The organism is Roseateles sp., from assembly GCF_049240545.1.
GTDB lineage: Bacteria > Pseudomonadota > Gammaproteobacteria > Burkholderiales > Burkholderiaceae_C > Paucibacter_A.
Genome location: NZ_JBMLSK010000335.1, coordinates 1 through 26,824, shown reverse-complemented (window position 1 = coordinate 26,824; position 26,824 = coordinate 1). Strand labels below are relative to the sequence as shown.

The window sequence follows — 26,824 nt, the reverse complement described above, 5'->3', positions numbered from 1 at the left end:
GAGCTTGAGCTTGAGCTTGAGCTTGAGCTTGAGCTTGAGCTTGAGCTTGAGCTTGCGCACGTTCGGCTTGAATCCCTGTAGAAGCCGCACGCAGGCCGCTGCCGCCGCTGTCACGCGCCACGTCGGAAACAAAGCCAGAAATCATGCGAGCTTTTTCGCTGCCACTGATGCCTGAAGCCGAGCCCATCAAGGCCGCACCGAACAGGCCCACCAAGACCTGGCTGGTATCGACTTGCGATTTGGCTTGGGCTTCCCGCTTTTGCTGGCGCTCGGTGTCGAACTTGGTCTTGCCTTGGCGCTTGCCTTCAACAAACAAGCCTGCAAATCGGTCGCCATCGGGCCAGGTCATTTCACCTTGACCGTCCATCTTGTCGGCACGGAAGTCACCGACGTAACGCTCGCCGCTCGGCCAGACGTAGGTGCCTCGTCCATGTTTTTTGTCGGCCAACCATTCGCCGTCGTAGCGTTGTTTGCTGGCATAGACCATGCTGCCGTGCCCCTGGCGGGCATTGGCCTGCCACTGCCCCTCATACCGCGCACCATCGGGCCAGGTGTGCACACCTTGCCCAGACTTCACGCCCTCTCGCCATTCGCCTTCGTAGCGTTGTCCGCTCGGGTATTCAATGCGTCCGCGGCCAGACCTTTTGTCACGCTCGAAGCCCCCGCTGTAGCGGGTCCCGTCGGCACCCACCCACTCGCCTTGCCCATGGGAAAGGTCGTTGGCGAACTCGCCCGAGTAGTGCGCACCATTCGGCCATGTCCAGAGCCCGCGGCCGTGCCGTTTACCGTCGACAAAATCGCCCGAGTAGCGATCACCACTCGGCCACGACATGAGGCCTTGGCCGTGCATCTGGCCCTCGACAAAATCGCCCTCGTAGCGTGCACCGGCACTGTTGACCGTGGTGTGACGCCCGGTCAAGCGCTGCACTTTCGCCCGCTGGTCGAGTTCAAACACCGAGCCCTTGGCATTGGTGAATTGGCCCAACAACATGTAATTTTTTTCAAACTTCCCAACGAATCGATCACCGTTGGGCCAAGTCATGGAGCCCTCTCCGTTCGCCTTGGTATCGAGGCATTCCCCTACGTAGCTGCTGCCGTTCTTGAAACGCAATTGGCAAGGGCCGGAAAGAACGTCCTGGCGCCAGTCTCCCTCATAGCGCTCTCCGTCGGGCCAACTCATGACCCCAGGACCTTGCTTCAGGCCCTTGACCCATTGCCCCTCGTAGCGCTGGCCATTCTTCATGGTCATGGTCCCGGCGCCTTGATACTGACCCTGGCTCCACTCGCCTTCATAGCGCTGTCCATTGGGCCAAAGCATGACCCCTCGGCCTTGTCGCACGCCATGGGCCAGTTGGCCTTCGTAGCGTATGCCGCTCTGGTCGACGATGGTCGCGCTGCCACTGAAGCGTTGCAGTTCGGCGCGTTCATCGACCTCAATGCGTTGACCGTCTGCCTTCGTCAACAGGCCAAAGGCCGGCTTGTCGCCGATGAACTCGCCCTCGAAGCGGCGGCCATCCGGCCATTGCAGGTTGCCCCGACCATGGCGGGAGTAGCCGCGCAGCCCGCCTTCATAGACTTCGCCATTGGGCAAAAAAAGGCGTCCAGAAACCGGCTCGTTCTTTGAGAACACGCCCTCTAACCGCACACCGTCCGCCCACACGATGGTGCCGCGGCCATGCCTTTGATTGTGGGCAACCTCGCCCTCGTAAACCGCGCCATCGTCCCACTTGAAGACGCCGGTTCCGCGAGCTTTGTCTTGGCTGATCCATCGGTCTGCCGCCCAGGATGGTGCGGGGATGCTGGCAATCAGCAAGCACAAGACCGCGGCGGCTATGGCCGATTGGTGGCGGGGCAGCTGCGCATTGCTCGGGCAAAGCGACTGGAGTCGGGGCATGTCGGGATGAGTCATCCCAAGATTTTAGAAATTGGCTCGGTTTCGTGGCAAAGGATCTTGCTGTTTCAAACGCGAGTTTGCGGCAGTTTTTGGCGCTGATATCAGTGCGAGAAGGCCGTCAGGGGGGGGAACGATCAGCGGGCGCGTTCCCCCAACTGGGTCAGCGCCGCTTCGAGCACCTCGTCGCGGCCGGCGCGCCAAGCCGCTACCGAGGCCGCCACGGGTACGTCGACGGCAATGCCTTTGCCGACGAACTCGGTGCCGTCGGCCAGCAGGTCGCGCTTGGCGCAGATGCGAGCCTGGCCGCCGCCGGGAAGCTTGAAGAACAGGGGTTGGCCGGTGCTGCCGCCGGTGGCCGTACCCACCACCGGGCCGCGACGCAAGGCCTTGAAGGCGGCCACGAAGTCCTCGGCGGCCGAATAGGTGCCGGCGCTGGTCAACACGGCCACGGGGCCGGAGAAGTGCCGCTGGGCATCGGGCTGGATCTCTCCATGAGAGCCGCCCTCGACGGGCATGGGTCGGCCCCAGGCCCGCCAGGCCGAGACATGGCCTCGTGTCCACCACTTAGAGGTGGGCAGAGGCTGGCTGGTGAGCGTGGCCAGGATGCGGTAGCCGACCCCGCTATTGCCCCCGCCGTTGTGACGAAGATCGAAAACAATGGCGCGCGCCTGGGCGATGGCGTCGAAAGCCTGGAGATAGGCGTCCGCGGCGGTGTCATCGTCAAAGCCATTGAGCGTGACCAGGGCTACTTGCCCGGGCAGCATGCGCCAGGCAAAGGGCTCGCGCTGCATCAGCGGGAAGACCTGCTCCACGCCCAGTCGCGGGATCGTCACGGTCTTTACCACTGCTTCCGCTGCACCATCCCTAACGCGCAGCTGCAGCGCCACCTTCTGACGTACATCGCCCGCCAGCAGTTCCGCCCCGTAGGCGCGCGCCTCGCGGTCTTGGGGGGTGGACGCAGCCAGGAAGGGCAGCACCCGCGCACGCACATGCGCATCGACCGCTTGCCGGTCGATGCGCAGGATCTCCTGGCCCGGGGCCAGTCCCTGGCGGCTCAGCTGTGGGTCCAGCACTTCGGTGATCAGCACCCGCCCCTCGATGCGTGCGGTGCGCAGCGCGGGCCGCGCCCACATACGGTCGAAGAGCGCCTCGGCTGGGTACACATTGCTGTGGCCGTCCTGCAACTGGGCGATCATGCGCTGCAGCTCGCGGTAATAGTCCAGCGTGCGAGGCGTGTGTTTCACCCGCTCCAGCGTGCGCAGGTAGACAGCGTCCCAGTCCAGCTGGGGCACCAGGTCGAAGTTGGCAAAGTTGTACTTGGCCTCACTCCAGAGGCGGGACACGCCGGCCAGGCGTTCGTTCAGGGGCAGAGTCTCGCGGTAGGGGGTTTCCAACGCGGCAGCGCCATAGAGCCGCTGCTGCTGGCTATCTCTGGCCTGGGCCTGGGCCAGCACGGCCGGCCAGCGGGCATCGTTGCGCATCGCAGCCAGGGCAGGCTCGCCCTCCAGCCATTCGGCGGGCAACCACTGCTGACGCTGGGTGAGCTTGGTGATCGTCGCAAAGGCGGCATCGATCTGTCCCTGGGCCACCTGGGCCCGCAACAGTAGCCAAGCTGACTCGGTCTGCAGGCCCTGGTCCTGAACCGCCTGCTCCACCAGGGCCTGGGCTTGCGCCGCCTGACCGGCTTGCAGCCGCTGCTCCGCTTGTTCCAGCCGTGTGGCGTTTGACCAAGCGGGCGTGAGCAATAGGCTCAGGGACAGGGCCAGCAGAGAGGACTTGAAGGAGATGGGCATGAGATCGGCGGCTTGAAGCGAGTGTCGCAGATTATGTCGAACCGTTTGGGCAGCGAGTGCCTGGGAAATTGCTGACATCGCCGTAGCCGCGATGGGTTTGGATCGCGGCGGCTGGGGTGCGCGGGTATTGCACGGACTTTCCGCCAATGAAGAGCTAAGCGCTGTTGCGCTGAGCCGCAGACCTGAACCTGTAACGATACGGGTCTTTTTGTCTATTGCGTTTGGGTGCTTTTTGCTGGAGGCCGCCTGTGGTCGGCTTCGGCATCATGAACACCATGCCGGCCACGCCCGCAGCGATGCCAAATGGATCGTCGGCATCGACCCCTTGTCCGAGGTCGTCGCCACCGAGCGCTACGACCTCAGCGTTCGCCTCAGGCGAGCGCTCGCAGCGACTCAATCCGCAGCCATCCAGCCTTGGCACTGGCCTGCGGTGAAATCAACAGCTCACTGATATCGCCCAGCGCCGGGGTTTGCGCCGTGGCACTCAAGCCCACCCAGGTGTTGCGGCCACTGCGCTTGGCCATGTAGAGGGCCTGGTCGGCCAAGCCCACCACTTGCTGCCAGTCCAAGCGCTCGGGTTGGCTGACGACGAAGGGCAGGGTCGCATAGCCGACCGAGCAGGTCAGCGCCAAGGGCGCGGCGGCTTCGATGTCAAACGGCCGTTCGGCCACCGCTGCCCGGATGCGCTCGGCAAACTCAGGCGCTGCTGTTGCGGTGGTCGCCCGTGCCACCACCAAGAATTCCTCGCCGCCCCAGCGCACCAGATAGTCGGACTCTCGGCAGGCCTGCTGGAGCCGTGCACGCATTTGCACCAAGATCGCGTCGCCAGCGGGATGGCCCCAGTCGTCATTGACGCGTTTGAAATGGTCGATGTCGACCAGCATAAAAATCAGGTCAGCGTCTTCCGGTGCCGCCTGCTCAGGGTGGCGCCGCCAATCTTCATACTGGCGCAGGCATTGGCTGACTTCGGCGCTGAGGTTCTGTTCGAGAAAGCGACGGTTGCGCAGGCCGGTGAGGGGGTCGGTCAGGCTGATGTCCTTGAGCGACTGGTAGGCGCGCTCCAGCTCTTGGTTTTTGTCCAAGACCTCCGCCTGCGCCTGGTGAAGGCTCACCAAGGTGGCCTCCAAGCGTCGATAGTTTTGAGCGTTATCCAGCGCGATCGCACCGTAAGCGGCCAGGCTGCGAAAGATCAACCGTTCCCGGTCGGCATAGGCCTGGGCCTGCCTTGATTGAATCGACATCACACCCAGCAGTTGATCACCGACGACCAAGGGCATGAACATCGCGCTGAGCGTCTGCTGCGTGCCGGGGATCGGGTTGTTCTTGCCCTGCTGGTCGATCTCAAGAAAGATCTCGTGCCGTTGGATCGCGCAACGCACGCTGTTGGCGCTCGGGTGATCCATCGGAATGGAAAAGCTCGCCATTTGCTGCCCGTCTTCCGTGCCATAGGCCAAGTCCAGATTCTCACCGGCCGGGTCGAGCAAATAAACGCTGAAATGGTGGGCCGACAACAAGCCGTTCACATTGCGGTTGAGCGTCTCATAGACCGCCGATTTGTCCAGATGAGCGGTGATTTCCTGGCCGATCAGGCTCAGGCGTTCCAGCGTCGAGCTGGTCTGGCTCAGCAACTCGGTCCGCTCGGCGTGAAACTTGGTCTCGAGCAAGATCAAGCGTTTGCTGACGTCTTGGCCATGCACCGCGTCGCTGGCGGCGCGTGCTCTTTGGCTGTATGCATAGGCTTGTGCGTGCTCGCCCAGCCGCGCATATTCGGCCGCAATCGCGTCGTAGACTCTGGGCGGCGCGCCGTTTTGCTGCTGTGCTGGCGGAAAGGCCGCCAGTGACTGCAGCAAAAAATGCAGGCTGGCGCTGGCGACCTGCATCTCTGCGGGGGCGGGCAGGCTGTGCTCGCTGTGAATGGTCGCCAGGGTGCGGCAGACATCCGACAGATGCAAGGGGAGGTTGGCCGTCAGCGCCAGGCGACGCGCGCGCTCAGCGGTGCTTAAGGCCTCCTCGGCGCGGCCCAGCTTGGACAGGGACAGCGCCGCCACTCCCATTGCGTTGAGCCGCAAATCCAAGGGGCGGGGCGTGGCGGAGGGTGCTTCGAGCTTCAGCGCGGCGCTCAGTGCAGCCTCGGGCAGGTTCAGGTCGCGATTCAACTCGGCCATGTACAGCAGGCCCAGCGAATAGGTGCGCGAATTCTGCAGCGGCGCCAGCAAAGCCAAGCCTTCGCTCATCGACCGTTCGGCGATTTCAAAGCGGCCGAGCGCACATTGAACGCTGCCGACTTGCAGCAAGGCATTGCCCAAAGGCAGGGGCCAGCCGGTCGGGCGCGCCAAGTCAAGGCTGCGCTCCATCCATTCCAAGGCTTGAACGTTGTCATTCAGGTTGGCGAAGGCAACGCCCAAGGAGGTCGTTGACAGCGTCACCTGACGTACCAAACCGGCTCCCTTGAGCGCGCTGACCGTATGGCTGCAGACCCGAAAGACGGTCGCAAAGTCGGAGGCTTGCAGCGCTTCAAAGGTCAAAAACTCATTCGCCATCAAGTGCAGGGCCGGATGCGCCGGCCTGGCCAAGACCTCGCGCACATGGGCGCCCCATTGGGCCGAGGCGCTGGCACTGTCTTGGCGCAGTGCAGCCTGGGCAATGCAAAGCTGGGCAAACTCCATGCGGAAGTCGTCGTCGCTGCCCGACGCCATGGCGGCGCTCGCGTCCAGCTGGGCGCAGCGTCCGGCAAGGTCACCGCGGTCACCGGCGATATGGGCCAGCAGCAGGTGGGCGTCGGCCAGGATCAAGATGTCAGGCAGCGCCATCGCGGCCCGGATGACGGCCCGGGTCTGCGCTTCGGCCACGTCCAGCTCGGCAAACAGCCAATGACACTCCGCCAGCAATAGTTCCAAGCGCAGGCGGAGCGGAGCGGTAGGAGCCCCATCGGTGGCATTCAGCTCAGCCAAGGCCTGTGTCGCCAGTTTGCGGGCCCGGCGGCTGTCGCGTTCCCGTAAATGCCAGGCCAATGCAACACGGTCGGCCATGCTGGCGCGTGGGCCAGCGCTCGCCACGGATGCTTCAAGTTTGGCGAATTCTTCGTCGGTTAAAAACAGATCCATCGCAGCTTTCTTCTCCACCAAGTCAGCATATCGGATGGGTGTCTTTCAGCACCTCGAAAAAAGCCCTGCTTCCCGTGCAATGCGAGAAGAAGTTGGGCTAGGTGGGTGGAGGTCGAGGGTGCCGAGTTCAAGCTGATGCTGTGGGGTCAGGCGAGAGCGCACGCCAGGTGTCGCGGAACACGGCCTGCTCTACCTTGGCGCGCTGTCCGATGGGGCAGGCGACCCGAATCACGAGCACCAGATGCTCGGCGTTCGAGAAGTCCCAAGACACTTTGGTCTTGCCCGAAGGCAGTTCGATGAAGTTCTCTTCAGACAGCTTGCGGAAATGGGCCTTGGCTTCGTCTTGCCAAGCGGCGGTGGCGTGATCGGCGGCGGCCCAGGCGGCGGTTTCAATGCGGTCCAGATCATGCGCCATGCGCTCAGGGATGGGGATCTGTATCGCGTGCAACTCATAGGCGCCATTGGGCGATGCGTTGACCAGCGGGTGCGTCAGCAGCAGACCATTGGGGAATTCGGCCACTTTGCCGGTCCGTTGTCCGGCCTTGTCCAGCTCCACCAGGGTGGTGGCAAACATATCGATGTCCACCACCCGACCGCGCAGTTGATTGAACTCGATCACGTCACCAATCTTGTAGGGCTGCACCAGGCTGACGTAGAGATAGCCGTGCACGCACATCACCAACTCTTTGCTGACGATCAGCAAGGCACCCGCGACCGCCGCCAGCGACAAAGCGAAGCCCGCAATCGTCGACGCCCACACCGAGACGATGATCAGCAAGGCAACCAACCAGATGATGTTGCGCGCCCAAACCAGATGTATGCGGCGCTTCTCCGCCGACATCTCGCCGGTCGAGAGGTAGCGCGCCCACAGGTGGGACGCCAGCAAGGCCATGCCGACCAGCAAGGCGGTCAGGATGACCTTTTCCCAATGGCCAGGAATCCAGGTGGCGAGGCGTTCAAAAATGGACATAGGCTGATTTCAGTGAGGTCGAGGCTTGTGGCGCTGGCCCAAGTGTCGCCGAGCCCCGGCACGACCCGGCTTGGGAGGCCTTGTTTCTGGGCCTTGATTTTTGGCCCTTAAATCAGCAAGGTGGCGACAAACACGCCCACCATCACGAAGGCCAGCACCACTTTCGCCAGCAAGCCCAGCATGATGCCCAGCCAGGTGGAGAGGCCAACCTTGACGGCGCGGCTTTGGTCTTTGCGTGCCAAATACTCGCCGATGGCCGCGCCGACCAAGGGCATGAACAGCACACCCACCAGGCCCATGAAAAGCCCCAGCACCGTGCCGAGCGCAGCGCCCAGCAGCGCCTGTTTGCTGGCCCCCGCTTTTTTCGCCCCGAGCAGGCCCGCCGCATAGTCCAGGCCCCAGGCCACCAGGCCCACGACGCTGATGAACACCACGGTGGCGACGCTCACTTTGCTGAAGTCATCAATCCAAGCGCCCAGCACAATGCCGGCCCAGATCAGCACCGTGCCCGGCAGCACCGGCAGCACCGTGCCGGCCAGCCCCAAGAGGATCAAGGCCGCACTTAACACCCACAACAGAGTCACATCCATGAACAGCTTTCAAGTCCCAACACTTTCGCATGCTCCGCAGGTGATGCTGTAACACTGGACTTCAAGGCCGAAGCCTGGCCTTGGACTCTTAAGAATGCTCCCAAAACGACTGCTTGCTGCTTGGGTTGTCGTATGCAAGCGCGAGTACGGCGCACGCACGATGGACTCCGTGGCATGACGCGCTGGTCCGGGCGTCAGGGCCTCAATGCGTTGGATTCAAATGATCTCGCCCATGCAGGCCATACAGCCCATAGAAGCGCTCGCTGGGCACGCCGATCAAGCGGCGTTTGTCGGCTTCCACGCCGACGACTTTGTATTCGGGCTTGGCCGTGTCGTAGCTGATGAAGTTGGGCTTGAGGCGCCCCATGCCGTCGGCCAAGGCCATCACGATAGGGCTGGTCAGACTGGCGCCGCGGCGCACCACCACGGCCAGATCACCATTGGCCAGGCGCACCAATTCGCCCGGCGGATACATGCCGAATTCCTTGATCAGGCTGGCCACCATCGGATCACCGGGGCCTTGCTCGTAGACCTGCCTCGCGGCGGTTTTGATCTCCAGCGCCGGACGGTTGATGCGCGGGCTGATTTTGGCCAGGAACACATCGACCAGCCGGAGCAGTTGCGCCATTTCTTCGACCTCGCTCACGCCTCTGGGATAGCCTTTGCCGCCCACTTGCTCATGATGTTGGGCCACGGCCATCAGCCATTCTTCATCCTGGATGCCAGCCCGGCGCAGGCGTTTGACGGCTTCCTCGGGGTGATCCCGCAGCTGTTCGCGCTGGGCGGCGCCGGGGCGCAGGCCGCTGACGGCAAAAGCGCCCTGCAGTTCGATGATGCTGGCATTCATGGTCAGGGCGGCTTTGACGGCAATGCGTTGGCGCTCCTCCGACCAGGCCAGCCGCCGGGCGACCATCCAGCACAGCGTGGCCACATGCAAAGAATGGCTGACACCGTAGAGGCGCAGCTGTTGTTGCTCTTGGCGCACCGCTTGATAGAGCGCCAGATCGCCGTCCTCGCTCGCGAGCGCGATGACTTCGCTGCTCACTTCCTCGCAGCTGCCGATGAAGTGCTCGCCCTCGGCCAGTTTCTTCAACAAGGTGTCCAGCGACCACACTGCTTGGGACCAGCGGGTGGTCAGCGGCGGGGGCTCGGCCGGCGGTGTGTGCCCGGCTTCGAGGGCCAGCAGCTCTTCCTGGTCGGCATACATGCCGCGTTCCAGCAAGGCGCTCAGCTGCGTGGCGCTCAGGACCATCTGGCCACGCGCCAGCAGCAAGCCGCCCTCGGAGTTGCGCACATGAAAGGGCAGGTGCGCCCCGATCTGAATTTGCTCCGCGACCAACTTCAACAATTGCATGCGCTGCAGCCGTTTGAATCAGGCGCCAAGTCTCCCCTTGGAGGAGAGCTTCTGACGCCCCATGTTCGACACATTCATCCAAGACTTGTGGGGCTATTGGAGCATTGATCTGCTGGATCGTCCGCGTGTGCCGGCCGCCGTGTTGCCTGAGTCTGTTGCAGTCTTGCCCCCACGCGAAACGCGTGGGTGCTGCATGGGCGAAAAAAGCCGCTCAGCCCTTGCGGGCCGGCGGCTCTTCATTCGCTGCGACGGGACTCGCTGTTTCTCGCTGTGTCCCGGCTGCGTGTTACCAGCTCAGGCCGAGTGAATACACCAGGTTGCTGCTGCCAGCGTAGAAGCGCACCTGCACGAACAGCGTCTGCGCCGTTGTGCCTGTGTTGCGATAGCTGATGCTGTCGGTCAGGCCCCGGTCCTTTTCGCTCACGGCCAGCGAGGTGCCGGCGCTGTTGCGCAGCGTCAGGTCATAGTCGGTGCTGGCATTGGGCATTGGCAGATTGACCGTCAAGGTGCGGCCTGCAGGCAGGCTGATGCGGAAGTAGTCGGTGTCACTGCTGTTGCCCAGCACCGCCCGAACGGTGCGCGGTGCGCTCACCACATTGGCCTGAGCCATGCTGTTATTGGGCTCGACCTCGTCAACCGTGGGCACTGTAGTGCCGCCGCCGATGGCGACGACCGCGGCTTGCGCGTCCAGCAAGCCGGTGCCGCATTGGCTGCAAGTTCCGGGGAAGGCGCGTGCGCTGCTCTTCAAGGCGTTGGCAATTTGGTCCGGTGTGGCGTTTGGCTTGACGCTGAACATCAGGGCCGCCACGCCGGCCACATGAGGTGCGGCCATCGAGGTGCCTTGGTAGAAGCTGTAGTTGTCTGCCCCCGGCCCTTGGCTGCCTGCGTTGAGTGTGGACAGGATGCCATTGCTGCTGCTGCCGGCGGTGTTGCCGCCGGGTGCGGCCAGGCTGACCACGCTGCCGAAGTTGGAGTAGGGGGCCCGTGCGCCGTAGCGGTCGGTCGCCGCCACGGTGACCACACCGCTGCAACTGGCCGGATTGAAGTTGGCTGCGTTGGCGTTGGAGTTACCGGCCGCCACCACGATCACCGAGCCGCGTGCGCGCGCGCCGTTGATCGCAGCCTGGCTGGTCGAGTCGCAAGCCCCGCCTCCGCCCAGCGACAAATTGAGCACTTTGGCCGGGGTGGCGTTGGCAGGTAGGCCAGGCACCGAGCCTCCCGATGCCCAGGTGATGCCGTCCGCAATGTCTGAGGTGTAGCCGCCGCAGCGACCCAGCACTCGGACTGCCTGGATTTTGGCGTTGTAGGCGATGCCGGCGATGCCGCTGCCGTTGTTGGTCTTGGCGGCGATGGTGCCGGCCACATGGGTGCCGTGCCAGCTGGAGCTGCGGGCCGGCTCACCCGGGGCGCATTGCGAGGCGGTGCTCCAGTCGCCCGGGTCGCTGGGGTCGGCGTCGCGTGCATTGCCGTCGTTGGCCGTGGCGACGTCATTGATCATGTCGTAGCCGGCCACGGTTTGGCCGCTCAGATCAGCGTGAGGGCGGATGCCGGTGTCCAGCACGGCCACCACCACCCCGCTGCCGGTGGCCAGGTCCCAGGCGGCGGGTGCGCGGATGCCGCCTGTGGCCTCGAACAGATCCCACTGCTGGTTGTACATGCTGTCATTCGGCGTCAGCAGGGCGTACATCTTGCGGTCCGGCTCGGCGTACTCGATATTGCTGTCCTCGGCCTTCATCTGTGCGGCCAACTGCTCCAGCTGTGCCACGGGCAGGTGACGGTCCAGCTTCATCACGTGGGCGCCGACACCGGTCTGGCGCAGCAGCTTCAGCTGCAAGCCATTTCGGGCCGCCCGCTGCTCCAAGCGCCCCATGCGCTCTTGCATCATCTCGGCGCCAATGGCGCGAGACTGCAGGACTTGCTGGCTGCCTTGTTGGACGCTGACGCTGCCGTCGCGGTACTTGATGATGAGACGGTCGGTGCTGGGCTGAGCTCCATTCAGGAGCCGGCCCTGAAGCTGATCGGCTTCCGCGACCGAGATGCCGGCCTGGGCGACGCTCATGCCGGCCGAGCAAACGGCCAAGGCCAGCAATCGGAGGGCAAATCGAGCCCGTCCAGTGGGACGGCCGGCTTGCTTGTTGCGTTGAAATTCTGGGCGCATATTCAATCTCCAAACTCATGGGTGTGTGCCGTCGAGTTTGCACAGACCCGCTTGCATCAGCCCCAGGTATGGGGCACAGGAGTCACCCGCTTCGAGGTACGGCCCGCGGGTGGGATGAACTCTCAAGTCTCGGCGCTGGGGGCGCTGAGCCCTTGAAAGTGCGCGGAGTTTAGGAGTGAATTGGGCGCAATGCGCACGAGCTAGGGGTTACCTCAGGATGGGATAACCCGAGGCTTTCCAGGCCTCGAAGGCCAAGCCCTGTGTTGGTGGACTCAGCGGACCAGGCCTGCACAGTTGGCCACGCCGAAGCGATCCACCGGCAGTCGAAAACGCAGGCCTTGCGGGAGGGCATCCCAGCGCGGTCGTGGCACTCGGCAGGTCCAGGTCTGGCCATCGCTGTGGGCCAGTTCGAGCTCGTAGGTTTCAAAGCGTTGGCCGAGTCGCTCGACGCCTAAGGGCACTTGCGTGGAGGTCCAGCCGACGGCGTCCACCCGCAGCGGGGGTTGCGGCCATTGCGGCGTTTGGGGGAGGGCGCCTTGGTTCAGCGCTCGCCACGAGGTGCGCCAGGCGGGTGCGCGGTATCGGCAGTGCGGCCTGTCGCTCTGTTCGGGGCGTTTCGGGTCCGGCAACAGCCGGCGCGAAAGCTCCACCGCGTCTGCGGGCATCTCCTCGCACCAGCCTGAGCTCAGCTCCTCAAGCCGACGTTCGACGTCAATCTCCAAGCGCCAGGTCTTGCGCTCCACCGTCACCAATTCGCCACTGGGGCCGAAAAGTTTGAAACCCAGCAGCCCGAGCAGGGCCGCCATCAACAGCGCCAAACTGAGCTCGAAAGACGGGATGAACGGTGTGAGACGGGGCGGCGAGCCGGAGGACATGAAGTCATTGTCGCTGCAATGAAGCAGGCCTGGCCGCTGTCACTGGCGCTTCAAATTCGGTCACTAGACTGAAACACAAGCGTCGCAGACTCGCCTTCTTTGTGCTGTGCTGGATCTGAGTCGTCTGCCCCTCTTCTTTCTCCCTGCATCATGGCCATCCCTCGTTCGACCCCGCTGTTCCAAGCCTGGATGCGTCCTGCGTTCTTGTTGCTTGCGGCCTTGCTGTTGTCGGCCTGTTCGCCGCGCATGCTCTTGCTCAAGGGGGTGGCCGATGGCTTGTCCAACCAGGAGCAGGGCAGCGCGGAAGACGATTTGCAACTGGCGCGTGAGGCCAGCGCCTATCACCTGAAGCTGTCTGAAGCGGTGCTGAAGCAGACGCCTGAGCACCTCGGCTTGGCCGAATCGGTGGCGGCCGGATTCACGCAATACGCCTATGCCTTTGTGGCGCAATCCGCGGACGAGTTGGCCAACCGCGATGCGCGTGCGGCGCAGCGCCAAAGAGAGCGGGCGGCTCGCCTTTACTGGCGGGCGCGTCAGCACGCGATGCAGGCCTTGGAGTTGCGGCACCCAGGCTTTGCTTCCGCTTTGGCGGCTGCGGCGCCCGCTGGGCCTGTGACGACGCCCTTGACGGCTCAGGGCGTACTGAATCTGGCGCCGGACGAGTTGGGTCTGGCTTACTGGGCGGCGGCGTCTTGGGGCGCGCACATTGCCTTGTCCAAAGATCAGCCAGACAAAGTGGCCGATTTGCCGCAGGTGGTGGCCTTGGCCCAACTGGCCTGGCAGCGGCAGCCCGATTTCGCCGAGGGGAGCTTGAGCTCGCTCCGAGGCACCTTGGAGGCCGCGCGGCCGGGAGGCTCGCGCGCCGAGGCTGAGGCCTTGTTTGAGCGTGCCATTCAGGTCGGTGGCAAGCGCAATGCCGGCATCTGGGTGGCGCGAGCCGAGGCCTTGGCCTTGCCTGCCGGGGACCGCGTTAGGTTCGAGGCCTGGCTGCATGAGGCTTTGGCCGTCAGCCGTAGTCGACCCGATCTGGCCAATCAAGTCATGCAGGTCCGCGCGCAATGGCTGCTCGACAGTGTCGAGGACTTGTTCTGAGTTGCTGCGGCAATCCTGCCGCTCTTTGTTTCGTTCAATTTTCAAATCAGGCCGCTACAGCTGGCCTCATGCCCATGAAAACCATTCGTCGCCATCTTCTCGCTTCGGCTTTGTTGAGCTTGGCGTCACTGCTGCCGGCTGCTGCCCAGGCGCAGACGGTGCAACTGCGTTTGGGCACGGTGGTTCCCAAGAACTCGCTGTACCACCAGCAGTTGCTGGAGTTGGGTGAAGCCTGGCGGGCCGCTCAGCCGGGCGGGCGTTTCGTGGTCTTCACCGATGGCAGCCAGGGTGGCGAGGCCGAGATCGCACGTCGTATGCGCATCGGGCAGTTGCAGGGGGCGCTGATGTCGGTGGTCGGGCTGCGCGAGATTGAGCCCAGCATCGCCGCCTTGCAAAACCTGCCGCTCTTGTTCAGGAGCTGGGAGGAGGTGGACTATGTGCGCGAAAAAATGCGCCCGGCGATGGAAAAGCGCTTTTTGGAGCGCGGCTTCGTCGTCATCGGTTGGGGCGATGCGGGCTGGGTGCGCTTTTTCTCCAAAGACCCGGCCTTTGCACCGGATGACTTCAAGCGCATGAAGTTCTTTGCCTGGGGTTCCGAACCCGAGCAGCAGGCCATCATGAAGAGCCTGGGCTACACCCCGGTGCCGCTGGAGACGGCCGACATCCTGCCCTCGATGCAAACCGGCATGATCAACGTCGTGCCGTCGACGCCTTACTTTGCGCTGGCCAGTCAGGTCTACGGCACGGCCTCGAATATGTTGGAAATCAACTGGGCGCCGATTGTGGGCGCCTTGGTGGTGACCCAAAAGGCATGGGATGCGATGAGCCCGGCGGCGCAAACGGCCTTGCGCAGCAGTGGCGACAAAGTGGGCGTGCAGATGCGTGCCAAAGCTCGTCAAGAGGTGGACGAGGCGGTGGATGCGATGAAGAAGCGCGGCCTGACCGTCAACAAACCGAACGCGGCTCAGATGGCGCAATGGAACGCCTTGGCCGAGCAGCTCTATCCGCGCATTCGCGGCAGCATGGTGCCGGCCGAGACCTTTGATGAGGTCTTTATGCATCTGCGGGCCTACCGCGCCGGCGCGGCCAAGGGACGTTGATCTTGACGGCCTTGAATGCGCCCGGTTGGCGCGGTTGGATGCGTTTTGATGAGGGCTTGGCCTCGCTGGCCCTGGCCTTGATGATGCTGATCCCCATGGTGGAAATCGCCATGCGGCCGCTCTTGGGTCAAGGGGTTGAGAACGCTTCGGTCTTGGTGCAGCACCTGGGCTTGGTGATGGCGATGTTTGGTGCCTTGGCGGCCGAGCGGCATGGCCATCTGACCACCTTGGGCACGGCCAATCCCGGGCTGGCCGGCAGCACACCGATTCAAACGCTGATGCAGGCCTGCGCCAAAGGCGGGGCGGCGCTGATTTGCGGTGCCTTGGCACAAGCCAGTTGGTATTTTGTCCGCAGTGAAATGGCGGCTTCGCAGTCGCTGGCCTATGGGATCCCGGTGTGGTGGGTGCAGGCCTGCATGCCGCTGGGCTTTGTGTTGATCGGCGCCAAACTGGCTTCTCGCTGCGCTGAAGCCGGGGCTTGGCGGCTGCTCTGGGCGGTCTTGCTGCCGGCGCTGGGTTGGGCCTTGGCCGGCTGGCTGGACGGTCAACCGGGACCTTTGCTGTGGCCCGGTGTGCTGGGCCTGCTGGCCTTGCTGTTTTGCGGGGCACCGATTTTTGCGGTCTTGGGCGGCTTGGCCTTGCTGCTGTTCTGGCATGACGCTTTGCCGCTGGCCTCGGTGCCGCTGTCGCACTACCAGATCACCGTCAACCCCTCGCTGCCGGCCTTGCCCTTGTTCACCTTGGCGGGCTTGATCTTTGCCCGCACGGGTGCGGCCCAGCGATTGGGCGATCTGTTCTTGGCCTTGTTCGGCTCCGGCGTCCATGGCACGGTGTTGGCGGCGGCTGTTCTTTGCTCCGCCTTCACCGCCTTCACCGGCGGCAGTGGCGTGACCATTCTGGCCCTGGGCGGGCTGCTGCTGCCCTTGCTGCGCAAAGCGGGTTATCCGGAGCAGCGCGGCATCGGCCTGGTCACCAGTGCCAGTGCGCTGGGGGTGCTGCTGGCGCCCTCGGTGCCGCTGATCATGTATGCGGTGATCGCGCGGGTGCCGATCAAGGACATGTTTCTGGCCGGCTTGATCCCGGCTTTGGTGATGGTGGCCAGCTTGTTGTTCGTTGGCGGCTTCTGGCGGACCCAGGGCAGCACACCCGCAGCGGCGGGCGCCGGGAGCTTTTGTTGGCGCAAGCTGGGCGCCAGCGCCTGGCGCGCCAAATGGGAGATGGCGGCGCCGCTGGTGGCGATTGGCGCCTTGGTCAGCGGTTTGGCGACGCCGACCGAAAGCGCGGCGTTGACGGCTGCTTATGCGCTTTGCACTCAGGCCTTTGCGCATCGCGAGCTGAGTTGGCGTTTGCTCGGGCGCTGCCTGAGTGAATGCGCGCAAATCATCGGCGGGGTGATGTTGATCCTGGGCATGGCGCTGGCGCTGACCAACTTCTTGGTGGATGCGGGCATTCCGGATGCGGCGGTGGAGGCCGCCCAGCATTGGATCCCCAATAAGTACGCCTTCTTGCTGGCGCTTTGCCTGTTCTTGTTTGCCGCCGCCGCCTTGATGGAGATTTATGCGGCGCTGGTGGTGCTGGTGCCTTTGCTGCTGCCGGTTGCGCTCAGCTACGGCATCGAGCCGCTGCACTTCGGCATTATTTTTCTGGCCGCCATGGAGGTGGGATTTTTGTGTCCGCCCGCGGGCATGAACATCTACTTCGCCTCCGCGATGTTCGGCAAGTCTTTGCGTTATGTGGCGTCCTCGGTGCTACCGGCCTTGTTGGCCATTTTCCTGGGCACGCTGCTGATTGCCTGTGTGCCGCTGCTGTCGACCGGCTTGCCGGCGCTGTTGGCGCGCTGAGTAGCTTGAGGAAACGCGGGTCTCGGCGGCGGGCCCGAACTTGCTTAGGCAAGCGGGCGCCCTGGGTGGCTCCCGTCAGGCCAGATCGCCGGAGAGGGGCAATAGGTCGCTAAACTTGGCTCACCCGGCGTGCCTCCATGCCTCTGTCCCGAGATCCTGATGACTGTTCTGACGACACTGCGCCTGCGCCTTGAACCCTGTGCCGATGTGCATTTCGACGGGCTCTACGCACTCAACAGCGACCCGGAGGTGATGCGTTACATCACCGGCAAGCCCGATACACCCGAGGACACCCGGTCGATGATTGAGCGCGTCAAGGCGCGCTGGATCGACTTCGGCTATTCCTGGTGGAGCTTCATCGACAAAGAGAACGGCCAGATCATCGGGGCGGGCTGCATTCAGCATCTGGGTCGGGATGCCGCCAATCCTTTGGAGATTGGCTGGCGTTTGCGTAAGGATCGCTGGCATCAGGGCTTTGCTTCCGAGGCGGCCCGCTGCATGGCCGGCTTTGCCTTCGAGACCTTGAAGACTCCCTTGCTGGTGGCGGTGTGTGATCCGGCCAATACCGGCTCGTCCCGGGTGATGGAGCGTCTGGGCATGAGCTACCGAGGCCGTGAGCGCTGGTATGACATGGACACGGCCGTCTACGAGATGACTCAGCGGGACTGGCTGGCCCGTCAGGCTTGAGGCCCGTCTCTGATTCAGCAAGTTTCTTACTTACCCTGCAGCGAAAGCCCAATCATGACTCGTCACGCCGACTACCCCATCCACCCGCAGTTCACCGAGCGCTGGAGCCCGCGCGCACTCAGCGGCGAAGCCTTGCCGATCGACACCTTGATGAGTTTTTTCGAGGCGGCCCGCTGGGCGCCCTCGTCCTCGAATGTGCAGCCTTGGCGTTTTGTCTACGGCCTGGCGGGCACGCCGGGTTTCGACGCCATTTTTGGCAGCTTGGTGCCCTTCAACAAGGACTGGGCGCAAAAGGCCTCGGCCCTGGTGGCGGTGATTTCGGCCAAGAACTGGCCTGCCCGCGAGGGTTTTGATCCCAAGCCCTTTGGCTCGCACAGCTTTGACACCGGCTCGGCCTGGATGAGCTTGGCCTTGCAAGCGCATCAGGCCGGCTGGGTGGCCCATGCCATGGGCGGCTTTGATGCATCGGTGCTGGCGCAGGCTTTGTCCGTGCCGCCGGACTATGCCATTGAGGCCGTGGTGGCCTTGGGCAAGCAAGGCGACAAAGCCCAGTTGTCCCAGGCCTTGCAAGAACGCGAAGCGCCGAGTCTGCGCAAGCCCATGGCCGAGATCGTGGCCGAAGGCCGGTTCAGCTTCTAAGCGGTCAAGTCCGGCAGCCCAAGCCTGCCGTGAAAGCCAAGGGAAAAAAGGCTCAGCTTTCGTCCAATAGCGGGCGCAGTTGGTCGTCCCAGTGTTCAAGGTCGGCCTGGCTGATTTGTAGCCAGTCCAGCACCGACTGCCGATGCGCGCCCCAGTCGGCGTCATCGGGCAGTCCTTCATGCTGGCGCATCAGATGCTCGGCGATCAAGCCGGCGGCGATCAGGGTGTGAACCTCGGGCTCGATGCCACCATGGCCGAGCGAAGCCAGGTCATGGTGCAGGCGAATGGCGGCCATCAACTCAGGCGCCATATTCCAGGCTCGGGCCAGCAAGGCGCCGGCCACGGCATGATCGGTTCGGTGGTTGGCGTTCTCGGTCGCGATATAGCTGCGATCGACCCGTGCGGCCGCCTCCACCATGGTGGAGCCGTAGCCCCGCACGCATTGCAGCAGCACCGGCATACCGACATGGCAAAACAAACCGTAGCTGTGGGCCACATCCGGAGAAAGGCCGGGCAGCTGCCGGGCGACAAAGGCCATGGCAATCGCCCGCTTGGTCGAGCACTCCCAAAAGCGCGCCAGATGGGGGCTGTTGACCGGAATCGAGTTCTTCAACAGAAAACCGGTCATCACGGCCGCGGTTTCACGCAAGCCAATGCGTGTCATGGCCTGACCCACGGTGGTGCAAGGCTGGCCATCGGACAGGTGCAGGGGGCTGTTGGCCAGGCGCAGCAAGGTGGCGGACATGGCCACATCGCTGGCCGCAATACGGGCCACTTCATTCAAATCGGGTTCGGCATAGGCCATGGCCTGCTGCAAGCGGGCCAGCAACTCCGGGCAGGGCGGAATCACGATTTGCTTGAGCGCACCGCTTTTGCGGGAGTGGTCGATCTCTTGTTGGACGGTCTGAATGCTCATGGGGAATGGGGTCGGTGGCGCCCGGGGTTCGGCTTGCACAGGCCAAGACATCAAAAACTAGAAGCGGGCGGGGGCAAACCCGGCGCTGCGCTGATCCTCATTATCGGCCGCTGCTGGGCAAGCTTGATGCGGATGGAGTCGCTTGATGCCCGGTCCGGCCCAGTGTGCGGGCCTGGCGGCCGGAGGGAAGCGGGCGCACATGGGCGCGGCGCAGGATCTGTGGGTGAAGAAAAAGCGCGTGTCGAGCCGATTCGCGCGGCGCTCAGCCTGTAAAGTGGCCCTCATCTTGGCTTGCCTTTCAGGCGCACTTTTTTGTCCCGCATGATTGCTGGCCACCTCCACGTCACATCTCTTGCAGCCTTGGCAGCAGCACACCTAGCAGCAAGGCGGCTGCTGGCCGCCTTGCTGCTAGGTGTGCTGCTGAGCCTGATGCCGGCGCCCGGGCGCGCACTGGACCAGACGCGGTTTCTGGAAGCCGCCGCCAAGTTCAATGCACGCACGGTGAGTGAGGCCCAGGCCTTGCTGCAGATGATTGAGCGAGCCTCAGCCCAGGATGAAGAAACCAAGCTGACGACGGTGAACAGTTATCTGAATCGGCGCATCGAGTTTCGAGACGATATCGAGGTCTGGGGCAAAGTGGACTATTGGGCCAGTCCCTTGGAGGCTTTGGACAAGGGGCGCGGCGACTGCGAGGACTATGCGATTGCCAAGTACCTTAGCTTGGTCACGGCCGGTGTGCCGGTGGCCAAGCTGCGCATGGTTTATGTCCGCGCCACGGTGGGCGGGCGTTCGCTGGCCCATATGGTGCTGGCCTACTATGCCGAGCCGAATGCAGAGCCGCTGATTCTGGACAATCTGATCGGGGTGGTCCGGCCCGCCTCGCAGCGACCGGATTTGCAGCCGGTTTTCAGTTTCAATAGTGAAGGACTGTGGCAAGGTGTGGGGGCCACGTCGGCCGGTGACCCGCTGGCGCGCTTGTCGCAGTGGCGGGACTTGCTGGCCAAGGTCAGGGCCGAAGGTTTTTGAGTCAGCGTTTGATCATGAATACAGTCGATTGGGTTTTGTCATGTCCTTGATGCGTCAGGTTTGGCTCTTGGTGGTGGGCGCGGTGCTGCTGGCGCTGGCCGGCAGCGTGGCGGTGTCGACCTTGTCGATGCAGCAATTGCTTCAGTCGCAAATGCAGATCAAGAACAGCGACAACGCCGCGGCGCTGGCGCTGGCGATGTCGCAGCAGCAGGGCGATGCGGAGTTGATGCAGTTGTTGATGTCGGCCCAGTTCGATACCGGGCACTACCAAAGCGTGGTCTGGCGCGGCGCCGACGGCAAGGTCGCGTTCGAGCGCAGCGGGGCGGCCAAGCCCAGCCAGGCTCCGGCTTGGTTTGTTCAGTTGCTCCCGATCGCCGTTCAACCTGGCCTGGCGCAGGTGTCGAATGGCTGGAATGCGATCGGTTCGGTAGAAGTGCTCTCGCATTCGTCCTATGCCCATGATGAGTTGTGGCGCAGCCTGACGCGTACCACCTTGCTGCTGTGTGGCGTGGCCGTGTTGGCCGGCTTTGGGGCTTATCTGGCTTTGCACCGGATTCGCCGGCCGCTGGACAGCGCGGTGGCGCAGGCCCGCTCGGTCATGGAAGGCAGTTTTGGCTTGATCGAAGTCTCCACCGTGCCCGAGCTGAAAGGCCTGACGCAGGCGATGAATGCCATGGTCATGCGTGTCAAAACCATGTTCGAGGCTCAGGCCGAGCAGTTGCAAGTCTTGCGGGTTCAGGCCCACTGCGACCCCTTGACCGGCATGAGTTCGCGCAAACACTTTTTGGCGGAGCTGGACTCGGCCCTGACCCGCGATGAAGGCCCGGCGCGAGCCGGCTTGGTGCTGCTGCGCTTGCGCGATTTGGCCGGCCTGAATCAGCGTCTCGGTCGGCCTGCCGTCGATCAAATTCTGGTCAGCATGGCTGCGGCGGTGATGGTGTATCCGGAGCGGGTGCGTGGCTGCTTGGCCGGGCGCTTGAATGGCGCTGACTTCGCCTTGTGGCTGCCCGCGCCCGATGTGGCGGCCGAGACCGCTCAGGCTCTGGCTGAGGCGCTGCGTGCCAGTCTGCCGGCCTTCGGCGCCGGCATTCAAGTGGCCTTGGGTGCCGTGGACTTGCCGCGTGAAGCGCAGGTCGGCGTTTGGTTTGGGGAGGCCGATGCCGCGCTGGCGCGTGCAGAGAATCAGGTCGGCTTTGTGGTGGAGGCGATGACGGGCCCGCAGGCCGAGGGTGGGCTGATGCAAAAGGCCCAGGGCGAGCGTGCTTGGCGCGCGCAAATCAGTGAGGCTTTGCAGGCCCGGCGTGGTCAGCTTTTGCAGTTCCCGGTGTTGGACCGCGAAGGCCAGCTCTTGCACTGGGAGTGTCCTTTGCAACTGAAACTCGATCCGCAGGGGTCTTTTGAGTCCGCCACCCGTTGGCTGCCGCTGGCGGTGCGTAGCCGGCTGACCGCCGAGGTGGACTTGCTGGCCGTGTCGTTGGCGCTGGAGTCGATTGGCAAAGACGGCCAGCAGCGCTGCGTCAATATCGCGCCGACCAGCTTGCTGGATGGCAGCTTTGTGGCGCGTTTGCGCGAACAGGTTTTCCACGCGCCGCAGTCTGCCCGCAAGCTGGGGCTGGAACTGGCCGAGAGTGCCGCCATTCAGCATTTCGACCTTTTGTTTGAGATGGGGCGGCAGCTGCGCCCCTTGGGCGTGAAGCTGGGCTTGGAGCATGCCGGCGCAGGCTTGGCGCAAGTCGATCGGCTCTATCAAGCCGGTCTGGACTATGTGAAGCTAGACGCAGCCGTGGTGACCGGTGTGTCAGGTGACGCTGCCCGGGCCGCCTTTGTGCGCGGCATGTTGGTGATGCTGCGCAGCTTGGCGCTGAAGGTCTATGCCGAAGGCCTGCGCGATGAGATGGATGTGCAAGCCTTGTGGGATTGCGAGCTGGACGGCGTGACCGGCCCTTGGGCTACGGCGCAGCACAAGGGTTGACCGGAGCCATTAAAGGCAGTATTCGAGTCGGCCAGTCAGTTCAGGGGCTTGGGGTCGCCGTTGCCGCAGTATTTGCGTGCCCCGGACTCAGTGCAACGGCCATTTGACTGTTGGCACTTCCTTAAAAATTCTGCGGAAACCGGGTCAGCGACCCAAGCTCAATGAGCGGTTTCGCCCCCAAGGGCAGTAGTTGGATTTTTTGAAGGGCTGTGACGGCAATGTGCCCAAAGCCGAAATCGACCGAGCTACGGCAATAGGCTGGTAGCGGTCGCTTGATTTTGGCGAGCAAACAACCGCTGCGGTCGAAACCGGTCATTGAGCTTTTCGTTGGACGAATGTCTGCACCACCCCCCGAAGCTGCCGATCGGCAAATCTGCGACGCGAGACCATCAGTGCATGAGGCGCCGGCTGATCCAACGACAGCTTTCACAAGCTGCGAAATGGCATCAGGGCCTGCTGGCTAAAACGGCGAACGAGTCGGCGGCGGTCAACTCCGTGCCCATACCTGAACGAGAAGGCGCCGGTCTTGATCGTCGGGCCGTGCGGCACCGGCAAGAGCAACCTGGCGCAGGCGCTGGGCCACTGCGCGGTGCGCCAGGGCGTGGACGTAGGCATCCATAGCATCTATCCGTAAGGGAGCCGGAGTGTCTCCGCTTCCAAAGGGGGGCTGCAGAGCTTGCCGCTCGCGCCGGCTGGCTGTCGATTCAGCGCGCGGCTTGTCGATGCGTCGGGGCCTGCTTCTCCCCACCCAAGTCGATTCCTACATTGAGCCCATCGCCACCTTCTACCCACCTCAGGAGCCGCCATGTCACTCACCCTTGCCCAAGAGCTTGCCAACTACCGCCAACGCCGCTTTCTGGCCATGCCCTTGGCGGGTTCCATCGCGTGGTTGCTCGTTCTTGTCGCCGGGCAAGTGCTCGACGCACGCTGGCACTTGCTCTCCATCTTTGTTCTGACGGGTTGCATTGCCTACCTGGGCATGGGCCTCTCCAAGCTCACGGGCGAAGATTTCATGGCCAAGAAGAACAAGAGCCCTTTTGATGCACTGTTCATGCTGTGCGTTGGGCAGGCCCTGTTGGCTTACGCCATCGCCATTCCCATTGCCATCAAAGACCCCAGCAGCACCGTCTTCACCGTGGGCATGCTCACCGGTTTCATGTGGCTGCCCTGTGCGTGGCTGCTCGGCCACTGGGTCGCCGCTTTCCATGCCATTGCCCGTACTGTGCTCATCTTGTTAGCCTGGCTCCTTGCGCCCAGCCAAGGCATGGTGTTGGTGCCCTTGATTGTTCTGGCCCTGTACGCCATCAGCATCTTCAGCTTGGAGCGTCGCTGGCAAACCGGGCGGCTGCAAGTGGCCTGAGAAAATGCGCCATGCCCGAAACCTTGACCGCCCCGCCCATTGTTGGCGCCGGCGCGGAATTGAGCCACCGCGCCGACGTTTGAGTGAGCCTGTCTTTTCGATATCTGCATCCGAAGCCTTGCGCATTTGCGATTGATTTGCATGGCTCACCCGATTGTCGGCACAGGCGCCCAAAGTGGCTCAATGTCACGTCCTCGGCAACAGCGCTGACATTAAGGGCGAAATTGAATGCGGTGGGACGCTATGTGCCCTTTGCGGACTTTCACGCTGACTTGACGTGCTTCCGCAACCGGCCACAAGCCGTCGGCAACCACCGACCGCCTTCAGGTAGGCATGACACTCCATGCAATCTTCTGCATTCGACCTTGCGCGCGAGATGCTGGCTCACACGCTGACCTGCGACCAGATCAGGACGGAGTTGTCGAGTCAGACTGGTTCGCTCGACGGGTCCAAGGATCTTGTGCACTTGCCAAGTGCGCTGACTGCGTTCGGCACGTCGGCCGCAGATGACGCTGCAGCCGTCTGAAAAACGGCCATGCGCGGCGAATGCTTTGCTCGCAGTCCTGATCCGCAGCGCGGGTGGGACGCAGGCAACGATCGAGGCGACATTGACCGCCGCCTGACCCATTCAGGCCTACTCCACCACGAAGAGCGGCTTGACCTGCGTGAGGCAACTGCTGTTGGGCGCTTGCCTGGGCTTGGCAAGAAAGTCGGTGGCGATCTGCATCACGCAGTCTGTCGCCGGCATGCCCGGCGGCGGAAAGAACGACCCGTGCCCCAAGCCGGGGAAGGTATAGACATAGGCAGTTTTCAGGTTCCCTGCCACGGCTTGCCCGTAAGGCTGGGGCGTCACCGGGTCGTAGGCGCCGTTCAACACCAGCGTGGGGATGTCGGTGTTTTCGTAGACATAGGGTGGTTTCAAGTCGGCTTGGAGGACGGCGCAAACGTTCGCCACCGTTTCGGCTTCGCGGGTGCCCCAGGCAATGAGTTGCGGGAAGGCTGGCGGCAACACCTGGCTGGGCGTCGCCAGCACCGATTTGGCCCGAGCGCAGAGCACGCTGTGGTACATCCCCTTGGCGCTGCCGTCACTGCTTTCCAGATCCGAGGCCAGGTAGTCTGCCGCCCAGCCGAAGTCCCCCTGGCTTGCGGCATGGATGTACTTGGGGATGGACGTGCCGCGGGCGGTGTTGCCGGAATAGGGTCGGAGCAGCGCATACAGGACGGCAGTGGCAAAGCCATTGCCGTCGACTTGGGTCACGAACGCCTGCTTGCTCACCCGCGTGGTCAGGGTCAGGGGAACCGGCTTCTGGTTGAGTTGATCGACGATGGCCAGAAACTTCCGCTCGAGGTTGGGGTAGGCCTTGCCGCAACGTTGATGCTGGGCGCAGGCGTGAAACAGGTTGCGCAAGGCGAAGCTCACTGAGTGCCCCCCCGCCAGATTGAAGTCGATGTCTGGCCGGACGACGCCATCCAGGATCACGCTGCGGAGTTTCGCCTTGTGCTTGTCCGCCTGCGCGATGACGTACTGCCCCAGCAGCGTGCCGTAAGAAACCCCGTAGTAGTTGAACGCCCGGTAGCCCAGGGTCTCGGCGACGAAATAGACATCCGCCGCGTTCTCGCGCGTGTTGAAGGCGTTGAGGTTGATGCCCTGCGCCTTGAAACGCTCCTGGCAGGTCTTGAACCAGCTGGGGTCGGTGTATGCCATCTCGCCCTTGGCGACGGCGATGTTCTTGGCGTCGTACTCTGGGCAGGACAAGAAAGGTTTGGAATACCGTGTGCCGCGTTCCTCGACGAAGACGAGGTCACGGCTCCTCAGCACGGCTTGCAGTTCGGGCAGGGTCGGCACTGCCCAATCGACGATCACGCCGATGGTGGAATCACCCGGGCCGCCTTGTTCGACAAACAAGGGGTCGGCAGCAGGGCTCTTGCTGGTGCTGCGGATGCGCACGGCAGCGAGCTGGATGGTGGGCCCCTTGGGCAATGCGTGCTGTTCCGGGACCGTGACGTACCCGCAATCCGACTGGGCCGCCACGGCAGCCGGCACGTCGAAGGTCTTGCAGTCGACGGACTGCCATGCCGCACCCGCCTTGGCAGGGGCGAAGGACTCGGCATGGGCAGCAGGGCTGCCGGCCAGGATGGCCCCGACCGCCATCCCCAGCAGCATGCAGCGAGGCAACAGCGCGCGTGCCGGCTTCGGGGCGAGGAGACTGCGGGCCAGGCCGCACGCTGGGCTTGAAGGTGTCGTCATCGTTGGATTCTCCGGATGGTGTCGATACGCAGGGATCAGTTTTCGAGGCCGCGCAGCTGCCCCTCGATGTGTTCGGGGGCCTCGATGGTGCGCAGCCACTTTACCGAACCGACCGCCCACTTCGGGTCGAGCTTGCGCAACTCAGCCACCAGGCCGGGCAGGTGCGCCGCTCCGTAGGTGATGAAGATCTTGTCATCCGGCGACTGCATGATGCGCTGCGCGAGGGCACGGTTGCGGAAGTCCAGGATCACTGGCTCCATCCGGCCCGGGGTCGTGCTTGCGGCGGCTTGGTTGAGCGAGAACAGCCCCCGGCAAGTCACGCCGCCGAGTGTCTTCTGTGACTCACTCCCATTCTTCAACCATTCCATCACCTTCAACATGAACGCGTTGTCGTTCGCGGCAGGCTTGGGCTGGAAGTCGTTGGCATGCGCCTTCGCGAAGTCTGGATCCTCGCGCATCAGACGGTCGTACTCCGCCTTGAGCTCGATGGCATCGACGTCGGCCACTAGGTGGCGCTTCGGATGCTCGGCCTTGTCGGCTTCCAGCAGGCCGAAGTAGTCGAGCTGGAACTTCATCCCGCAGACCTCACCGATCGACTTGTAGGTTCCGCTCAGGTCGCTGCCGCCCACGAGTTCATGCGACAGCTTTTCAAAGAAGGCCTTTGATTCCGGCGTGGGGGTCTGCACGCCTTCGTAGTAGCTGATATAGCCCTCAGACAACGCCTTCTCCACGTCGTAAATGACGGCCTGGTAGAAACGCTCGGACCCGATGTGCTGCATGCCTTGGAAGACGATGCGTTTCGAGCCATTCGTCAGTGACACCTGCGGGACTGTTGCTGGCCGGGTGTCGGTGACGACCATCAGATAGTAAAAAGGCGCCGCCACCACGACGCCGAGGACCAGCGTCCAGCCAATCAGGCTGCGCGACCAGACCAACGCGAACGGTCGGCCTGCAGCGGTGGGGGAAAGTCGTCGCATGACCCACGCGCTCGCGACGGCGAGTATCGCCGCGCCGAACACCAACAGGGTGAGTAGGCCATAGCCCCAACCCAGGAGGATGGGCAGCCCGAGGACGAACGCGGCGACCAGCACGAACAAGGCAATCGCTTGCAGGCGGATGCGCCAGAGTGGCGGGGGCACAGCAGCGGATGTGTGTGCTGGTCAAGTTTTTTCGGACACAGCGATAGGTTGTTTGATTGCCGATTG

21 protein-coding genes and 1 pseudogene are annotated in these 26,824 nt (G+C 63.4%); 10 read left to right on the top strand and 12 right to left on the bottom strand.

The features are described 5' to 3' along the window. The 8 genes from ACOVRJ_RS21040 to ACOVRJ_RS21005 form a co-directional block, all read right to left on the bottom strand. The coding region (locus ACOVRJ_RS21040) for an MORN repeat-containing protein (RefSeq protein WP_422045776.1) at positions 1-1,909 on the bottom strand (1,909 nt) is incomplete at its 3' end. Between the two features lie 119 nt (positions 1,910-2,028). Beyond that, the gene (locus ACOVRJ_RS21035) at positions 2,029-3,687 is read right to left on the bottom strand and encodes a S41 family peptidase (protein WP_422045775.1); all 1,659 of its coding nucleotides are present in this window, start codon (positions 3,685-3,687) and stop codon (positions 2,029-2,031) included. 371 nt (positions 3,688-4,058) lie between these two features. Further along, positions 4,059-6,791: a diguanylate cyclase domain-containing protein gene (locus ACOVRJ_RS21030; protein WP_422045774.1), complete on the bottom strand. Its 2,733-nt coding sequence runs from the start codon at positions 6,789-6,791 to the stop codon at positions 4,059-4,061. Positions 6,792-6,918: 127 nt separating this feature from the next. Then, on the bottom strand, positions 6,919-7,761 hold the full coding sequence (locus ACOVRJ_RS21025; RefSeq protein WP_422045773.1) for a mechanosensitive ion channel family protein: 843 nt from the start codon (positions 7,759-7,761) through the stop codon (positions 6,919-6,921). Positions 7,762-7,868: 107 nt separating this feature from the next. Further along, positions 7,869-8,351, bottom strand: a complete 483-nt coding sequence (locus ACOVRJ_RS21020; RefSeq protein WP_422045772.1) for a DUF456 domain-containing protein — start codon at positions 8,349-8,351, stop codon at positions 7,869-7,871. 202 nt (positions 8,352-8,553) lie between these two features. After that, positions 8,554-9,705 carry an HD-GYP domain-containing protein gene (locus tag ACOVRJ_RS21015; RefSeq protein ID WP_422045771.1) on the bottom strand — a complete coding sequence of 384 codons (1,152 nt, stop codon included), beginning with the start codon at positions 9,703-9,705 and terminating at the stop codon, positions 8,554-8,556. A gap of 286 nt (positions 9,706-9,991) precedes the next feature. Beyond that, positions 9,992-11,863, bottom strand: coding sequence for a S8 family peptidase (locus tag ACOVRJ_RS21010; RefSeq protein ID WP_422045770.1), 1,872 nt, complete (start codon positions 11,861-11,863; stop codon positions 9,992-9,994). Positions 11,864-12,135: 272 nt separating this feature from the next. Next, entirely contained in the window at positions 12,136-12,738 is a 603-nt protein-coding gene (locus ACOVRJ_RS21005; protein WP_422045769.1) for a hypothetical protein, read from the bottom strand. Between the two features lie 150 nt (positions 12,739-12,888). Here ACOVRJ_RS21005 and ACOVRJ_RS21000 point away from each other — a divergent pair, with 150 nt between their 5' ends. From ACOVRJ_RS21000 to ACOVRJ_RS20980, 5 genes are all read left to right on the top strand, one after another. Further along, a complete protein-coding gene (locus ACOVRJ_RS21000) occupies positions 12,889-13,830 on the top strand; it encodes a TRAP transporter TatT component family protein (protein ID WP_422045768.1) in 942 nt (313 codons plus the stop codon). Between the two features lie 74 nt (positions 13,831-13,904). After that, positions 13,905-14,930 carry a TRAP transporter substrate-binding protein DctP gene (dctP, locus tag ACOVRJ_RS20995; protein ID WP_422045767.1) on the top strand — a complete coding sequence of 342 codons (1,026 nt, stop codon included), beginning with the start codon at positions 13,905-13,907 and terminating at the stop codon, positions 14,928-14,930. Positions 14,931-14,932: 2 nt separating this feature from the next. Beyond that, the gene (locus ACOVRJ_RS20990) at positions 14,933-16,771 is read left to right on the top strand and encodes a TRAP transporter large permease subunit (protein WP_422045766.1); all 1,839 of its coding nucleotides are present in this window, start codon (positions 14,933-14,935) and stop codon (positions 16,769-16,771) included. A gap of 159 nt (positions 16,772-16,930) precedes the next feature. Further along, entirely contained in the window at positions 16,931-17,458 is a 528-nt protein-coding gene (locus ACOVRJ_RS20985) for a GNAT family N-acetyltransferase (RefSeq protein ID WP_422045765.1), read from the top strand. 54 nt (positions 17,459-17,512) lie between these two features. Continuing rightward, on the top strand, positions 17,513-18,097 hold the full coding sequence (locus ACOVRJ_RS20980) for a nitroreductase family protein (protein ID WP_422045764.1): 585 nt from the start codon (positions 17,513-17,515) through the stop codon (positions 18,095-18,097). A 52-nt stretch (positions 18,098-18,149) separates the two neighbouring features. On the opposite strand, the gene ACOVRJ_RS20975 is transcribed toward ACOVRJ_RS20980, so the two are convergent. Beyond that, positions 18,150-19,013: an HDOD domain-containing protein gene (locus ACOVRJ_RS20975; RefSeq protein WP_422045763.1), complete on the bottom strand. Its 864-nt coding sequence runs from the start codon at positions 19,011-19,013 to the stop codon at positions 18,150-18,152. 321 nt (positions 19,014-19,334) lie between these two features. Between ACOVRJ_RS20975 and ACOVRJ_RS20970 the strand changes: the two genes are divergently transcribed. Together ACOVRJ_RS20970 and ACOVRJ_RS20965 are read left to right on the top strand one after the other, a co-directional pair. Continuing rightward, a complete protein-coding gene (locus ACOVRJ_RS20970) occupies positions 19,335-20,039 on the top strand; it encodes a transglutaminase-like cysteine peptidase (protein ID WP_422045762.1) in 705 nt (234 codons plus the stop codon). A 40-nt stretch (positions 20,040-20,079) separates the two neighbouring features. Beyond that, on the top strand, positions 20,080-22,011 hold the full coding sequence (locus tag ACOVRJ_RS20965; protein ID WP_422045761.1) for a bifunctional diguanylate cyclase/phosphodiesterase: 1,932 nt from the start codon (positions 20,080-20,082) through the stop codon (positions 22,009-22,011). 121 nt (positions 22,012-22,132) lie between these two features. On the opposite strand, the gene ACOVRJ_RS20960 is transcribed toward ACOVRJ_RS20965, so the two are convergent. Beyond that, entirely contained in the window at positions 22,133-22,327 is a 195-nt protein-coding gene (locus ACOVRJ_RS20960) for a hypothetical protein (protein ID WP_422045760.1), read from the bottom strand. Positions 22,328-22,513: 186 nt separating this feature from the next. Between ACOVRJ_RS20960 and ACOVRJ_RS20955 the strand changes: the two are divergent. From ACOVRJ_RS20955 to ACOVRJ_RS20945, 3 genes and pseudogenes are all read left to right on the top strand, one after another. Further along, a pseudogene (locus ACOVRJ_RS20955) lies at positions 22,514-22,621 on the top strand (ATP-binding protein); the annotation flags it as partial. 195 nt (positions 22,622-22,816) lie between these two features. Next, a complete protein-coding gene (locus ACOVRJ_RS20950) occupies positions 22,817-23,371 on the top strand; it encodes a DUF7010 family protein (protein WP_422045759.1) in 555 nt (184 codons plus the stop codon). 343 nt (positions 23,372-23,714) lie between these two features. Continuing rightward, positions 23,715-23,897 (top strand): hypothetical protein, encoded by a 183-nt coding sequence (locus ACOVRJ_RS20945; RefSeq protein WP_422045758.1) that lies wholly within the window; start codon positions 23,715-23,717, stop codon positions 23,895-23,897. A 108-nt stretch (positions 23,898-24,005) separates the two neighbouring features. On the opposite strand, the gene ACOVRJ_RS20940 is transcribed toward ACOVRJ_RS20945, so the two are convergent. Both ACOVRJ_RS20940 and ACOVRJ_RS20935 read right to left on the bottom strand, forming a co-directional pair. After that, positions 24,006-25,619, bottom strand: a complete 1,614-nt coding sequence (locus ACOVRJ_RS20940) for an alpha/beta hydrolase (protein WP_422045757.1) — start codon at positions 25,617-25,619, stop codon at positions 24,006-24,008. Between the two features lie 35 nt (positions 25,620-25,654). Beyond that, entirely contained in the window at positions 25,655-26,716 is a 1,062-nt protein-coding gene (locus tag ACOVRJ_RS20935; protein ID WP_422045756.1) for a hypothetical protein, read from the bottom strand. Positions 26,717-26,824: the final 108 nt, after the last annotated feature.

Bases quoted from the DNA above. Each gene is read 5' to 3' on its own strand.
- ACOVRJ_RS21035 (WP_422045775.1), bottom strand. From the start codon at position 3,687: ATGCCCATCTCCTTCAAGTCCTCTCTGCTGGCCCTGTCCCTGAGCCTA.
- ACOVRJ_RS21030 (WP_422045774.1), bottom strand. From the start codon at position 6,791: ATGGATCTGTTTTTAACCGACGAAGAATTCGCCAAACTTGAAGCATCC.
- ACOVRJ_RS21025 (WP_422045773.1), bottom strand. From the start codon at position 7,761: ATGTCCATTTTTGAACGCCTCGCCACCTGGATTCCTGGCCATTGGGAA.
- ACOVRJ_RS21020 (WP_422045772.1), bottom strand. From the start codon at position 8,351: ATGGATGTGACTCTGTTGTGGGTGTTAAGTGCGGCCTTGATCCTCTTG.
- ACOVRJ_RS21015 (WP_422045771.1), bottom strand. From the start codon at position 9,705: ATGCAATTGTTGAAGTTGGTCGCGGAGCAAATTCAGATCGGGGCGCAC.
- ACOVRJ_RS21010 (WP_422045770.1), bottom strand. From the start codon at position 11,863: ATGCGCCCAGAATTTCAACGCAACAAGCAAGCCGGCCGTCCCACTGGA.
- ACOVRJ_RS21005 (WP_422045769.1), bottom strand. From the start codon at position 12,738: ATGTCCTCCGGCTCGCCGCCCCGTCTCACACCGTTCATCCCGTCTTTC.
- ACOVRJ_RS21000 (WP_422045768.1), top strand. From the start codon at position 12,889: ATGGCCATCCCTCGTTCGACCCCGCTGTTCCAAGCCTGGATGCGTCCT.
- dctP (WP_422045767.1), top strand. From the start codon at position 13,905: ATGAAAACCATTCGTCGCCATCTTCTCGCTTCGGCTTTGTTGAGCTTG.
- ACOVRJ_RS20985 (WP_422045765.1), top strand. From the start codon at position 16,931: ATGACTGTTCTGACGACACTGCGCCTGCGCCTTGAACCCTGTGCCGAT.
- ACOVRJ_RS20980 (WP_422045764.1), top strand. From the start codon at position 17,513: ATGACTCGTCACGCCGACTACCCCATCCACCCGCAGTTCACCGAGCGC.
- ACOVRJ_RS20975 (WP_422045763.1), bottom strand. From the start codon at position 19,013: ATGAGCATTCAGACCGTCCAACAAGAGATCGACCACTCCCGCAAAAGC.
- ACOVRJ_RS20970 (WP_422045762.1), top strand. From the start codon at position 19,335: ATGATTGCTGGCCACCTCCACGTCACATCTCTTGCAGCCTTGGCAGCA.
- ACOVRJ_RS20965 (WP_422045761.1), top strand. From the start codon at position 20,080: ATGTCCTTGATGCGTCAGGTTTGGCTCTTGGTGGTGGGCGCGGTGCTG.
- ACOVRJ_RS20960 (WP_422045760.1), bottom strand. From the start codon at position 22,327: ATGACCGGTTTCGACCGCAGCGGTTGTTTGCTCGCCAAAATCAAGCGA.
- ACOVRJ_RS20950 (WP_422045759.1), top strand. From the start codon at position 22,817: ATGTCACTCACCCTTGCCCAAGAGCTTGCCAACTACCGCCAACGCCGC.
- ACOVRJ_RS20945 (WP_422045758.1), top strand. From the start codon at position 23,715: ATGCAATCTTCTGCATTCGACCTTGCGCGCGAGATGCTGGCTCACACG.
- ACOVRJ_RS20940 (WP_422045757.1), bottom strand. From the start codon at position 25,619: ATGACGACACCTTCAAGCCCAGCGTGCGGCCTGGCCCGCAGTCTCCTC.